Genomic DNA, 13,068 nt, shown 5'->3' with positions numbered 1-13,068 from the left:
CGGTCACAGGAAGGTGCGTCCCTCGCCCCGGTACGTCGGGACGGTCGCCGTGACCCGGTCGCCCTCGACCAGCCGAAGGCTGTCGAACCGCTCGCACAGCTCCCCCGCCTTCGCGTGCCGGAACCACACCTTGTCCCCGATGAGCAGATCGTCGGCGGGCGACCCGAGCAGCGGCGTCTGCACCTCGCCGGGACCCTCCTGCGGGTCGTAGCGCAGCCCCTCCGGGAGGTACGGGACGGGCAGCCGGTCCGCGCCCGCCGCACCGGACGCCGGGTAGCCGCCGCCGAGCACCGTCACCACGCCGACCCCGGGACGACGTACGACGGGTTGGGCGAAGAGGGCGGCGGGACGGCCGGTGAAGGACGTGTAGTTGTCGAAGAGACGCGGCACGTAGAGCCCCGAACCGGCGGCGATCTCGGTCACCGCCTCCTCGGCCGCAGTGTGCTGCACGCTGCCCGTGCCGCCGCCGTTGACGAACTCCAGGTCCGGCGCCACCGCCCGCACGGCACGGACCACGGCCGCGCGCCGGGACTCCAGCTCCTTGCGCGCGGCCGACTGCATCAGCCGGATCGCCCGGGACCGCAGCGGGCGTCCGGCCAGCGCGTCCCCCACACCGGCGACATGCCCCTCGTACGCCATGATCCCGACGAGCCGGAAGCCCGGCCGACGGGCCACCGAACGGGCCAGCTCCGCCAACTGGGCGGGCTCGCGCAGCGGCGAACGCAGGGCCCCGATCCGTACCCGGCCGCCGAGCAGCCGCAGCGAGGTGTCCAGCTCCAGACAGACCCGGATCTCCTCGGCGCCGCCCGCGCGGGCCCCGTCGATCAGGTCCAGCTGCGCCGGGTCGTCGACCATCACGGTCACGGCGGCGGCGAGCTTGGGGTCGTTCGCCAGCTCGCCGAACGCGGTGCGGTCGGCGGACGGGTAGGCGAGCAGGACGTCCTCGAACCCGGCCCGGGCCAGCCACAGCGACTCGTCGAGCGTGAACGACATGATCCCCGCGAAGCCCTCGCGCGCCAGCACCCGCTCCAGGAGCGCACGGCACCGGACGGACTTGCTCGCCACCCGGATCGGCTTGCCGCCCGCGCGGCGCACGAGATCGTCGGCGTTGGCGTCGAACGCCTCCAGATCGACGATGGCCACGGGCGCGTCGAGATGGGCGGTGGCCCGGTCGTACCGGGCCCGGTCGGCGGCGCGGGGAGTCATGGCCCGAGCTTGCCAGACGGGTTTACGGGTGGGTAGCCCCTGAGTTCCCGTGCTGCGGGGAACAGCCCGTAGAGTGGCGGGCATTGCCGGGACCGGCGGCACGACGGAACAACCGGTCGGGACGACCAGGGGGACGGGGATGAGCACCGACGCGCACCACCCCACGTCCCGCATCACCGACGCCCTGCTCCCGCCCCCGACGCCGAGGAACGACGCCGCCCCCAGCGGCCCCCGCGCCGCGAGCGCCCCCGCGCCGTCGGGTGCCTCGCCGGAGGGCGGCCCGGACCGCCCGGCCCCGGCCGCACCGGGCCGGAACAACCCCCAGCCGAACGCCGCTCCGTACGGTGGGACGACCGCTCCGCACCCGAGCGTGACGCCGCCCAGGACACCCGCCGGTCCGCCCGCGCCCCAGCCGGGCCGAGCCCCCCACGCCCAGCCTTCGCACGGTGCCCCGCCGCGTCCGGCACAGGCGCCCCGCATGCCGGGCGCCGCCCCGGCCCCCGCCGCGCCCGCGCCCCGCACCGCGAACGCCCGGCCCCCGCACGGCTCCGACGTGCCCGCCGTCGAGACGACCACCCGCCTGCGACCCATCCGTGCCACCGAGCCCCCGCGCCCCGCGGCACCGGGGCCCCTCCCGCCGATACGTCCCTCGGCGGGCTACGGCGCGTACCGGCCCTCCACCGTCCCGCCCGAGACCCCCGCCGAGACCACCACCCGCCTGCGGCCCGTCCGCGAGCGCCGCACCGGGCGCCTCGTCGCGGCCGGAGCCTGTCTCGTCCTGGGGATCGGTCTCATCGGCGGGGCCGTCGCCGGAGCCGTAATCGCCGCCACGGACGCCGGAGAACCGGCCCTGCCCCCGGGGTACGAAGAGGCCAGGACCCTCTGGCACGACGTCCCCGTCGACACCCTCTTCCCCCGTACCCTCGCCGGCCCCGGCAGCGGCCCCGGCGCGGCCGACCGCACCTGGACCCGGGTCGTCGTCGCCGCCGACGCCCCCTGCACGGCCGCCGTCCTGCAGAAGAGCCTGCTCACCGCGGTGCGGACCGTCGGCTGCGACCGCGTCCTGCGGGCCACGTACACCGACGCCACCGCCAGCAGCGTCGTCACCGTCGGCCTCGTCTTCACCCAGGCCGACCCCGAAGCCACCCGCACCCTGGCCGGCGAGGGCGCCGCCCGGATCGCCACCGACGTGCCCCCGGCGCTGGCCGCCCCCGGCACCGTCGCCGCCCGCTTCGGCGCCGCGCAGCGCGCCAGCTGGTTCACGCGCCCCCTCACCGACCTCCCCGTGGTCGTCACCTCCGTCGCCGGCTTCGCCGACGGCCGCCCCGTCGACCGCCCCGAGCCCGCCGAACGCGCCATGTCCGCCGGACAGACCAGCGCCCCCGCCCAGGCCGGTCTCGGCCACGAGGCCAAGGGCGTCGCCGACCGCATCGAACGTGGACTGCGCACCGCCGTCACCGCGGCCACGAAGGACGGCGACCAGTGACCCGTCCCCGTCGTTCCCGTCCCCGTACCCTCGCGGTCCTCCTCGCCGCCTCGTTCGCCGTCCTCCCCGCCCTCACCACCCCGGCGTACGCCGACACCATCCGCGCCCGCCAATGGGGCCTCGAAGCCCTGCACACCACGCAGGCCTGGCGCACCACCAAGGGCGAGGGCATCACCGTCGCCGTCCTCGACACCGGGGTCGACGCCGACCATCCCGACCTCGCGGGCTCCGTCCTCACCGGCAAGGACCTCGTCGGCTTCGGCGCCGAACAGGGCGAGCGTGCCTGGGCCCGGCACGGCACCGCCATGGCCGGCATCATCGCCGGGCACGGCCACGGCCCCGGCCGCCAGGACGGCGTCCTCGGCGTGGCGCCCAAGGTCAAGATCCTGCCCGTCCGGGTCATCCTCGAAGGCACCGACAAGGCCCGGGACAAGGCCCGCAAGACCCGGGGCACCGCACTCGCCGAGGGCATCCGCTGGGCCACCGACCACGGCGCCGACGTCATCAACCTCTCCCTCGGCGACGACTCCAAGTCCGCCCACCCGGACGCGGGCGAGGACGCCGCCGTCCAGTACGCCCTCGCCAAGGGCGTCTCCGTCGTCGCCTCGGCCGGCAACGGCGGCGAGAAGGGCGACCACATCTCGTACCCCGCCGCCTATCCCGGCGTCGTCGCCGTCACCGCCGTCGACCGCTACGGCACGCGCGCCTCCTTCTCCACCAGCCGCTGGTACGCCACCGTCAGCGCCCCCGGCGTCGACATCGTCATCGCCGACCCCGACCGCCGCTACTACGAGGGCTGGGGCACCAGCGCCGCCGCCGCCTTCGTGTCCGGGGCCGTCGCCCTGGTCCGCGCCGCCCACCCGGACCTGACCCCCGCCCAGGTCAAGCAGCTCCTGATCGACACCGCCCGCAACCGGCCCAAGAATGGCCGCAGCGACGCCAAGGGGTACGGCACCGTCGATCCGGCCGCCGCGATCGAGGCCGGCCACCGGCTCAAGGGCGCCGACCCCAAGAGCGCCTCCTCCGGCTACACCGGCCGGTACTTCGGCCCCGGACCGCAGGCCGACCCCGACGACAGCGAACCGATCGGCCTGCTGGCCCCCACCGTCGGCGGCCTCGGCGCGGTGCTGCTCGCCGTGGCGGTGGTCCTCTGGCGCGGTGGCCGCACCACGGGACCGCGCCGGTGACCTCCTGTCGAGCAGGCCACCCGCCGGGAGAACAGCCCCGAAGCGGCGGTTAGGCTCGGGGCGTGGCGCTCAAGAACATCCCTGACCCCGGTTTCTCCGACGACGACGGCACCGCCGACCCGCGGCTCGCCGCGGCCCTCGCGGCCTGGGCGGAGGACAGAACCGCCCACGGCCCGGTCCTGGAGGCGCTGCGGGACGCGCGTCTGCTCGTCCCCGTCGTCGCCGTCCTCGGCGAGGTCGAGGAGGACGCCGAGACGGGTCTGCGCCGCGAGAAGACCAGCGACATGGCCGTGCCCACGCTGACCGCGGGCGACCGGCGGGCGCTGCCCGCGTTCACCTCGATCGCCTCGCTCGCGCTCTGGGACCCGGCGGCCCGGCCCGTCGCCGTCCCCCTGCACCAGGCGCTCCAGGCCGCCGCGCACGAGAAGGCCGACACCGTCGTCCTCGATCTCGCGGGCCCCGTCCCGTACCAGCTGAGCGGCCCGGCCCTGCTGGCCCTCGCGGAGGGCCGCACCAGCGCGGACCCGCTGGACGACCCGGCGGTACGGGAAGCGGTACGGAACGCGGTCGCGGCCGAGCCGGCGGTCCTGCGCGCCCACCTCGGCCCCGGCAGCGCGGACGGCACCCTCGCGCTCGTCCTGGCCGACGACGCGGCGCCGGCGGAGGCCGCCCAGCGGGTGGCCCGCTCCCTGGCGGCCGACGAAACACTGAGGGCCCGCCTGGTGCGCGGCCTCGACCTGGCACTCCTGCCGGCCACGGCCACCCCTCCGGGCGAGCCCTTCTACGTCAAGCGATAAGCGGGTACGGGGGCGCCCCCGTACCCCCGCAACCGGTCCTAGCCGTACACCGGCCCCGTGTACTTCTCGCCGGGGCCCTGGCCCGGCTCGTCCGGGACGAAGGAGGCCTCGCGGAAGGCGAGCTGCAGGGACTTCAGGCCGTCTCGCAGCGGGGCCGCGTGGAAGGAGCTGATCTCCGTCGCGCCGGCGTCCAGCAGGCCCGCCAGCGCGTGGATCAGCTTGCGCGCCTCGTCGAGGTCCTTGTGCTCGTCGCCCTCCTCGGTGAGCCCGAGCTTCACCGCGGCGGCGCTCATCAGGTTGACGGCGACCGTCACGATCACCTCGACGGCCGGGACCTCCGCGATGTCGCGGGTCATGGCGTCGAAGTCGGCGGAGTCCGTGGACTCGGTGGACTCGGTGTGGGGCGTTTCGCTCATGCCCCACACGATAAGCGGCGACGGACGGGGGAGCGGTGCTGGCCTCCGTTAGCGAACCGGCGCGGGCGGTGCTAACCTTGTGTAACGACCGGCCGGACACGTGTGTGCCCGGCCCGCAAGTGGAGGCTCCGATCTCCCACCTTGCCGCCCTCGCGGGCGGCGGGTCACCGGTCAGGTGGCGCCCATCGTTCCGTACGGACGATGGAGCCGCCCGATGTGCGCCCCGCGGTTGACCGCGGCGGTGCTCCGGTATTTCCGTGGAGCCCCGCCTGTGTCCCGTCCGGGGCGTTTTTGATGTGCCGGCGCGGTTGGTCTCAATGTCACAGACATACGCGTCCGTCCGCCAGGCGGTCGCGTGGTGCTACCTAGGAGGATCCATCAGCGCCGAGCCCCGCATCAACGACAGGATTCGCGTTCCCGAGGTGCGACTTGTCGGACCCAGCGGCGAGCAGGTCGGGATTGTTCCGCTTGCCAAGGCCCTGGAGCTCGCACAGGAGTACGACCTCGACCTGGTCGAGGTGGCGGCGACCGCCCGTCCGCCCGTGTGCAAGCTCATGGACTACGGAAAGTTCAAGTACGAGTCGGCCATGAAGGCCCGTGAGGCGCGCAAGAACCAGGCGCACACGGTCATCAAGGAGATGAAGCTCCGGCCGAAGATCGACCCGCACGACTATGACACCAAGAAGGGTCACGTCGTCCGGTTCCTCAAGCAGGGTGACAAGGTCAAGATCACGATCATGTTCCGTGGTCGTGAGCAGTCCCGCCCCGAGCTTGGATTCCGGCTGCTGCAGCGGCTGGCGTCGGACGTCGAGGAGCTTGGCTTCATCGAGTCCAACCCGAAGCAGGACGGCCGGAACATGATCATGGTTCTCGGCCCGCACAAGAAGAAGACCGAGGCCATGGCCGAGGCGCGTGAGGCCCAGGCCGCGCGCAAGGCGGAGCGTCAGGGTGTCTCGTCCGACGAGACCGACGAGACCGCCGAGGCTCCGGCCGAGGACGCTTCGGCCGAGGCTCCCGCCGAGGCCGAGAACCCCGAGGCGTGATCCGAGGGGCTGCCACCCAGGCAGCCCCGGGCCCGCCCGGACCACCAAACGAAGATCTGACGCTCCCGGATGCCCGGTGTCCGCACCGGGCGGGAGCGCCACTGACGAGGAGATAACGGCGCGATGCCGAAGAACAAGACGCACTCCGGTGCCAAGAAGCGCTTCAAGATCACCGGCTCCGGCAAGGTGCTGCGCGAGCGCGCCGGCAAGCGCCACCTGCTCGAGCACAAGTCGTCCAAGCTGACGCGTCGCCTCACCGGCAACGCCGAGATGGCCCCGGGCGACGCGGCCAAGATCAAGAAGATGCTGGGCATCTGAGCTTGATCTCCCGCCCTCGGAGACGAGGGCATCCGGCCAAGTCCGGGACCCATCCGATTTCCGGGTCGTGTGAGTACCACCACGGCCCCGCTACAAGGAGTTAAGAAGTGGCACGCGTCAAGCGGGCAGTCAACGCCCACAAGAAGCGCCGGGCGATCCTCGAGGCGGCCTCCGGCTACCGCGGTCAGCGTTCGCGCCTGTACCGCAAGGCCAAGGAGCAGGTCACCCACTCCCTGGTCTACAACTACAACGACCGCAAGAAGCGCAAGGGCGACTTCCGTCAGCTGTGGATCCAGCGCATCAACGCCGCTGCCCGCCAGAACGGCATGACGTACAACCGCCTCATCCAGGGTCTGAAGGCCGCCAACATCGAGGTGGACCGCAAGATCCTCGCTGAGCTGGCCGTCAACGACTCGAACGCGTTCGCCGCGCTCGTCGAGGTCGCGCAGAAGGCCCTCCCGGCCGACGTCAACGCGCCGAAGGCCGCTGCCTGATCTCCAGGCCGCAGATCTTCGCACCGGACCCGCAGGCCCTCGGGCCTGCGGGTCCCGCGCGTTCCGCCCTTTCCGGCACCGCCCCGCACCGCCTCGCACACTCTCGTACGTACGAAAAGAGAGCCGCCGACCCCATGGGTACCCCCGAGCTGATCTCCCCGCGTTCCCCGCGTGTCGTCGCCGCCAAGCGGCTCGCCAAGCGCAACTTCCGGGGCAAGGACCGCCTCTTCATCGCCGAGGGCCCGCAGGCCGTGCGCGAGGCCGTCCAGCACCGCGGCGGAACCGGTGAGCCCACCCTCGTCGAGCTCTTCACCACCGTCGAGGCCGCCGAGCGGTACGCCGGGATCGTCGAGGCCGCCCGGGCGGCCGGGGCCCGGGTCCACCACGCCTCCGACGCCGTCCTCGCCGAGGTCTCCCAGACCGTCACCCCGCAGGGCCTCGTCGGCGTCTGCCGCTTCCTCGACTCGCCGTTCGAGGAGGTCCTCGCCGCCGAGCCCAGGCTGGTCGCCGTCCTGGCCCACGTCCGCGACCCCGGGAACGCCGGCACCGTCCTGCGCTGCGCCGACGCGGCCGGTGCCGACGCCGTCGTCCTCACCGACGCCTCCGTCGACCTGTACAACCCCAAGTCCGTCCGCGCCTCGGTCGGTTCGCTCTTCCACCTCCCGGTGGTCGTCGGCGTCCCGGTCGAGCAGGCCGTCGCCGGCCTCAAGGCCGCGGGCGTACGGATCCTGGCGGCCGACGGGGCCGGAGAAGACGACCTCGACGACGAACTGGACGCCGGCACCATGGGCGGGCCGACCGCCTGGGTCTTCGGCAACGAGGCATGGGGGCTCCCCGAGGAGACCCGCGCCCTCGCCGACGCGGTGGTACGCGTACCGATCCACGGCAAGGCCGAGAGCCTCAACCTCGCGACGGCCGCCGCCGTGTGCCTGTACGCCTCCGCGCGTGCCCAGCGCCCCCGAACCTCCCGCTGAGGGGGTCCACTCCGTCACCTCCACCTAGTAGGGTGACGGGCTCGGGGGCCCACTGCGCTACACGGAGGGGTGGGGAACGGGGATGACGGTCGGCACGGACAGTCCCGCACACGCACGGAGTGCCGAACCGCCTGCTCCGAAGGAGCCGGGCGAGCGGGGAGAGCCGGGGGAGGCCGACTCCCCGGCGCCGGACAGCCCCGGGATCGATCCCGACGAGCTGCCCGACGGGCTCGTCGTCGCGGACGCCACCGGCCGGGTCGTGTGCTTCAACGCCGCCGCAGGCCGTATCACCTCCGTACCCGCCGACCAGGCCCTCGGCCTCCCGCTGGAGCAGGCCCTGCCACTGGAGGACCTCAAGGGCCGGCGCTGGTGGACCCTCACCGACCCCTACGGCGGCCTCGCCACCCGTCGCGGCCAGCCCGAACGCAATCTGCTCCTGCCCGGGGGCCGCGAGGTCCTCGTCTCCGCCCGTTACGTCCGCGAGCACCCCACCGGCCCCGTCCGCCGCGTCGTCGTCTCCCTGCGCGGCACCGAGGCCCGGCGCCGTACCGAACGCAGCCACGCCGAACTCATCGCCACCGTCGCCCACGAGCTGCGCTCCCCCCTGACCTCCGTCAAGGGCTTCACGGCGACCCTGCTCGCCAAGTGGGAACGGTTCACCGACGACCAGAAGCGGCTGATGCTGGAGACCGTCGACGCCGACGCCAACCGCATCACGCGGCTCATCGCCGAGCTGCTCGACATCTCCCGGATCGACTCCGGTCGGCTCGAGGTGCGCCGCCAGCCCGTCGACATCGCCGCCGCCGTCGGCCGCCACATCCAGGCCCACACCGCCGGCGGCCAGTCCCCGGACCGCTTCTTCGTCCGGGTCCGGCCCGAGCTGCCCGATCTGTGGGCCGACCCGGACAAGGTCGACCAGATCCTCGGCAACCTGCTGGAAAATGCGGTGCGTCACGGCGAGGGAACCGTCACCATCGAGGTGGCACCCACCTGCGCCACCACCGACGGAGAGAAGGGAACGGCGGTCACCGTGAGCGACGAAGGCCCCGGCATCCCCGAGGAGTCGATGGGGCGCGTCTTCACCCGCTTCTGGCGGGGAAGCAAGCGCGGCGGCACCGGACTCGGCCTCTACATCGTCAAGGGCATCGTCGAGGCCCACGGCGGCACCATCACCGTCGGCCGGGGCCCCCGCGGTGGCGCCGAGTTCCGATTTATCCTGCCCGTCGGCGCCCCGGCCTATCTCGCCTGACGAGATCACCAGCCGCCCGGCCTGCCCACGGGCTCATTCGCGTCCTCGCGCCCCGTTAGACTCGACCTTTGGCACGTTTGCGCCCTTGTCGTCGAGCGGGGCCGCCCAGCCAGCCGAACGGAAGCACGGGAAGAGATGTCCGCACCCAATAAGTCGTACGACCCGGTCGAGGTCGAGGCCTTGAAACCGGAAGAGATCGAGCGCATGCGGGACGAGGCGCTCGCCGCCTTCGCCGCCGCGGGTGACCTCGACGCGCTCGCGCACGCGAAGGTCGCGCACACCGGCGGCACCTCGCCGCTCGCGCTGGCCAACCGGGAGATCGGCGCGCTGCCGCCGCAGGCCAAGGCCGCGGCCGGCAAGCTCGTGGGCCAGGCTCGCGGCGCCGTCTCCAAGGCGCTCGCCGCCCGGCAGACGGAGCTGGAGGCCGAGCGCGACGCCCGCGTCCTGGTCGAGGAGGCGGTGGACGTCACCCTGCCGTACGACCGTGTTCCGGCCGGCGCGCGCCACCCGCTGACCACGCTCATGGAGCGGGTCGCCGACGTCTTCGTCTCCATGGGCTACGAGGTCGCCGAGGGTCCTGAGGTCGAGGCGGAGTGGTTCAACTTCGACGCCCTGAACTTCGTCCCGGACCACCCGGCCCGCCAGATGCAGGACACCTTCTTCGTCCAGGGGCCGGAAGGCACCACCGGTGACGAGTCCGGTGTCGTGCTGCGGACGCACACCTCCCCGGTGCAGGCCCGGACGCTCATCGACCGGGAGCCCCCGGTCTACGTCGTGTGCCCCGGCCGCGTGTACCGCACCGACGAGCTCGACGCCACGCACACCCCGGTCTTCCACCAGATCGAGCTGCTCGCCGTCGACGAGGGCCTGACCATGGCCGACCTCAAGGGCACCCTCGACCACATGGTCCAGGCGCTCTTCGGGGCCGACATGAAGACCCGGCTCCGCCCGAACTTCTTCCCGTTCACCGAGCCGTCCGCCGAGATGGACATGCTCTGCTACGTCTGCCGCGGCGAGTCCGTCGGCAACCCGGACCGGCCCTGCCGCACCTGCGGCAGCGAGGGCTGGATCGAGCTCGGCGGCTGCGGCATGGTCAACCCGAAGGTGCTCGTCGCCTGCGGTGTCGACCCGGAGAAGTACAGCGGATTCGCCTTCGGCTTCGGCATCGAGCGGATGCTGATGTTCCGCCACAACGTCGATGACATGCGAGACATGGTCGAGGGTGACGTCCGTTTCACCCGGCCGTTCGGGATGGAGATCTGATGCGGGTCCCGCTTTCTTGGCTGCGGGAGTACGTCGACCTGCCGGCGACGGAGACCGGACGTGACGTCCAGGCCAAGCTCATTTCGGCAGGACTCGAGGTCGAGACCGTCGAGCAGCTCGGTGCCGGGCTGACCGGCCCGCTGGTGGTCGGCAAGGTCCTCACCATCGAGGAGCTGACGGAGTTCAAGAAGCCCATCCGCTTCTGCACCGTCGACGTCGGCCAGGCCAACGGCACGGGCGAGCCGCAGGAGATCATCTGCGGCGCCCGGAACTTCGCCGAGGGCGACAAGGTCGTCGTGGCGCTGCCCGGCGCCGTGCTCCCCGGCGACTTCCGGATCGCCGAGCGCAAGACGTACGGCCGGGTCTCCCGCGGCATGATCTGTTCCGGCGACGAGCTGGGCATGGGCGACGACGGCACGCACGGCATCATCGTGCTGCCGCCCGAGCACGAGATCGGCCTCGACGCCACCAAGCTGCTCGAGCTGTACGACGAGGTCCTCGACATCGCCGTCACGCCCGACCGCGGCTACTGCCTCTCGATGCGCGGTGTCGCCCGCGAGGCCGCCATCGCGTACGGCCTGCCGCTGCGCGACCCGGCGCTCCTCGACGTGCCCGCGCCGAACTCGTACGGCTACCCGGTCCAGATCGCCGACCCCGTCGGCTGCGACCGCTTCACCGCCCGTACGGTCGTCGGCCTGGAGCCCGAGGCCCGCTCGCCGATCTGGCTGCGGCGCCGCCTCCAGAAGGCCGGCATGCGCCCGATCTCGCTCGCCGTCGACGTCACGAACTACGTGATGCTGGAGCTGGGTCAGCCGCTGCACGCCTACGACCGCTCGCGGCTCGTGGGCCCCATCGGGGTCCGCCGCGCCGCGGCCGGTGAGAAGATCACCACCCTCGACGGCACCGTTCGCGTCCTGGACGCCGCCGACCTGGTGATCACCGACGACCGCGGCCCCATCGGCATCGCGGGCGTCATGGGCGGTGCCAACACCGAGATCGCCGACCACACCGACGTCGACGGCGGCAGCACCGAGGTCGTCATCGAGGCCGCGCACTTCGACCCGATCTCGATCGCCCGCACCGCCCGTCGGCACAAGCTGTCCTCCGAGGCGTCCAAGCGCTTCGAGCGCGGCGTCGACCCGCAGGCCGCGGCGGCCGCCGCACAGCGCACCGTCGACCTCCTGGTGCTGCTCGCGGGCGGTACCGCCGAGGCCGGTGTCACCGAGATCATCGCGCCGTCCGCGCCCCGCACGGTCGCCATGCCGGCGAACCACCCGGACAAGGTCGCGGGCGTCGACTACGGCCGCGAGACCGTCGTCCGCCGGCTCCAGGAGATCGGCTGCGACGTCTACGGCCAGGACGAGCTCGTCGTCACCGTCCCGTCGTGGCGCCCCGACCTCCACGTGCCGAACGACCTGGCCGAAGAGGTCATCCGGCTGGAGGGGTACGAGAACCTGCCCTCCACGCTGCCCAAGCCGCCGGCCGGGCGTGGCCTCACCGAGCGCCAGCGCACCCACCGCCGGGTCGGCCGCGCGCTGGCCGGCGCCGGCTACGTCGAGGCGCTGAGCTACCCGTTCATCGGCGCGCAGGTCTTCGACCAGCTCGGCCTGGACGCGGACGACGCCCGGCGCCGTACGGTCACGCTGGTCAACCCGCTCTCCGACGAGGAGCCCGCGCTCCGTACGACGCTGCTGCCGGGCCTCCTCGCCGCGCTGCGCCGCAACGACGGGCGCGGCAGCCACGACCTGGCGCTCTTCGAGACCGGTCTGGTCTTCCGGCCGGGTGAGCAGCCGGGTGTCGCCGTCCGACTGCCCGTCGACCGCCGTCCCACCGACGAGGAGATCGCCGGCGTCAACGCCGCGCTGCCCGCGCAGCCGCGCCGGGTCGCCGTCGTCCTCGCCGGCGCCCGCGAGCAGGCCGGCTGGTGGGGCAAGGGCCGCCCGTCCGACTGGGCCGACGCGATCCAGGCGGCGCGCACCGTGGCCGCCGAGGCCGGTGTCGAGCTGATCATCAGCGCCGACCAGCACGCCCCCTGGCACCCCGGCCGCTGCGCCGCGTTCCATGTCGTGGTGGACGGCGAGAAGGTCCTCGTCGGCCACGGCGGCGAGCTGCACCCGCGCGTCGTGAAGGCGCTCGGACTGCCGGACCGCACCTGCGCGATGGAGCTGGACCTGGACCTGGTGGAGAAGGCGAACGAGGGCCCCCTGAAGGCCCCGTCCATCTCCTCCTTCCCGGTGGCCACGCAGGACGTCGCCCTGGTCGTCGACGCGTCGGTCCCGGCCGCCACGGTCGAGTCCGCGCTGCGCGACGGCGCCGGTGAACTCCTGGAGTCCATCCGGCTGTTCGACGTGTACACCGGCGACCAGCTCGGCGAGGGCAGGAAGTCCCTGGCGTACGCGCTGAAGTTCCGTGCCACGGACCGCACCCTCACGGTCGACGAGGCGAGCGCCGCGCGTGACGCGGCCGTGTCCCTCGCGGCCGAGCGCACGGGCGCCGTCCTGCGCGGCGCCTGATCGCGGAACCCCACGAGGGGGCCGGCCCGGACACCACCGGGCCGGCCCCCTCGGCGTTGCCGTCCTTCGCCCGACGGGCTTGCGCACCCGTACGGGACTGCCTCTCCTGTACGGGGGGCGGA

At 73.3% G+C, this 13,068-nt stretch carries 12 protein-coding genes; 10 read left to right on the top strand and 2 right to left on the bottom strand.

Going from position 1 to position 13,068, the window contains the following annotated elements; genetic code table 11:
* Positions 1-3: 3 nt before the first annotated feature.
* Complete coding sequence (locus tag ACFYV5_RS23610) at positions 4-1,206, bottom strand: amino acid deaminase/aldolase (protein WP_389171511.1); 1,203 nt, start codon at positions 1,204-1,206, stop codon at positions 4-6.
* A gap of 139 nt (positions 1,207-1,345) precedes the next feature.
* On the opposite strand from ACFYV5_RS23610, the gene ACFYV5_RS23605 reads away from it, so the two are divergent.
* From ACFYV5_RS23605 to ACFYV5_RS23595, 3 genes are all read left to right on the top strand, one after another.
* The gene (locus tag ACFYV5_RS23605; RefSeq protein ID WP_389171508.1) at positions 1,346-2,692 is read left to right on the top strand and encodes a hypothetical protein; all 1,347 of its coding nucleotides are present in this window, start codon (positions 1,346-1,348) and stop codon (positions 2,690-2,692) included.
* Entirely contained in the window at positions 2,689-3,879 is a 1,191-nt protein-coding gene (gene mycP, locus ACFYV5_RS23600; protein WP_389171505.1) for a type VII secretion-associated serine protease mycosin, read from the top strand. The genes ACFYV5_RS23605 and mycP overlap by 4 nt, the downstream gene beginning before the upstream one ends.
* Before the next feature lie 62 nt (positions 3,880-3,941).
* The gene (locus tag ACFYV5_RS23595) at positions 3,942-4,676 is read left to right on the top strand and encodes an SseB family protein (RefSeq protein ID WP_389171502.1); all 735 of its coding nucleotides are present in this window, start codon (positions 3,942-3,944) and stop codon (positions 4,674-4,676) included.
* A 38-nt stretch (positions 4,677-4,714) separates the two neighbouring features.
* Here the strand turns inward: ACFYV5_RS23595 and ACFYV5_RS23590 are convergent, their stop codons facing one another.
* Entirely contained in the window at positions 4,715-5,092 is a 378-nt protein-coding gene (locus tag ACFYV5_RS23590) for a DUF1844 domain-containing protein (RefSeq protein WP_355111936.1), read from the bottom strand.
* A gap of 317 nt (positions 5,093-5,409) precedes the next feature.
* On the opposite strand from ACFYV5_RS23590, the gene infC reads away from it, so the two are divergent.
* The 7 genes from infC (at position 5,410) to pheT (ending at position 12,946) form a co-directional block, all read left to right on the top strand.
* Positions 5,410-6,135: a translation initiation factor IF-3 gene (gene infC, locus ACFYV5_RS23585; protein ID WP_355111934.1), complete on the top strand. Its 726-nt coding sequence runs from the start codon at positions 5,410-5,412 to the stop codon at positions 6,133-6,135.
* 123 nt (positions 6,136-6,258) lie between these two features.
* Complete coding sequence (gene rpmI / locus ACFYV5_RS23580; protein ID WP_019884943.1) at positions 6,259-6,453, top strand: 50S ribosomal protein L35; 195 nt, start codon at positions 6,259-6,261, stop codon at positions 6,451-6,453.
* 107 nt (positions 6,454-6,560) lie between these two features.
* Positions 6,561-6,947 (top strand): 50S ribosomal protein L20, encoded by a 387-nt coding sequence (rplT, locus tag ACFYV5_RS23575; protein ID WP_043227974.1) that lies wholly within the window; start codon positions 6,561-6,563, stop codon positions 6,945-6,947.
* A 134-nt stretch (positions 6,948-7,081) separates the two neighbouring features.
* Positions 7,082-7,921, top strand: coding sequence for an RNA methyltransferase (locus ACFYV5_RS23570; RefSeq protein WP_355111932.1), 840 nt, complete (start codon positions 7,082-7,084; stop codon positions 7,919-7,921).
* A gap of 82 nt (positions 7,922-8,003) precedes the next feature.
* Positions 8,004-9,170 carry an ATP-binding protein gene (locus ACFYV5_RS23565; protein ID WP_355111930.1) on the top strand — a complete coding sequence of 389 codons (1,167 nt, stop codon included), beginning with the start codon at positions 8,004-8,006 and terminating at the stop codon, positions 9,168-9,170.
* 135 nt (positions 9,171-9,305) lie between these two features.
* Complete coding sequence (gene pheS / locus ACFYV5_RS23560) at positions 9,306-10,433, top strand: phenylalanine--tRNA ligase subunit alpha (protein ID WP_355111928.1); 1,128 nt, start codon at positions 9,306-9,308, stop codon at positions 10,431-10,433.
* Positions 10,433-12,946, top strand: a complete 2,514-nt coding sequence (gene pheT / locus ACFYV5_RS23555; protein ID WP_389171494.1) for a phenylalanine--tRNA ligase subunit beta — start codon at positions 10,433-10,435, stop codon at positions 12,944-12,946. Before pheS ends, pheT begins: the two co-directional genes overlap by 1 nt.
* Positions 12,947-13,068: the final 122 nt, after the last annotated feature.

The sequence above is a fragment of the Streptomyces sp. NPDC003035 genome, from assembly GCF_042888285.1.
Classification (GTDB): Bacteria; Actinomycetota; Actinomycetes; order Streptomycetales; family Streptomycetaceae; genus Streptomyces.
The sequence above is the reverse complement of the archived record's forward strand: the minus strand, read 5'-3'. Positions and strand labels throughout refer to the sequence as shown.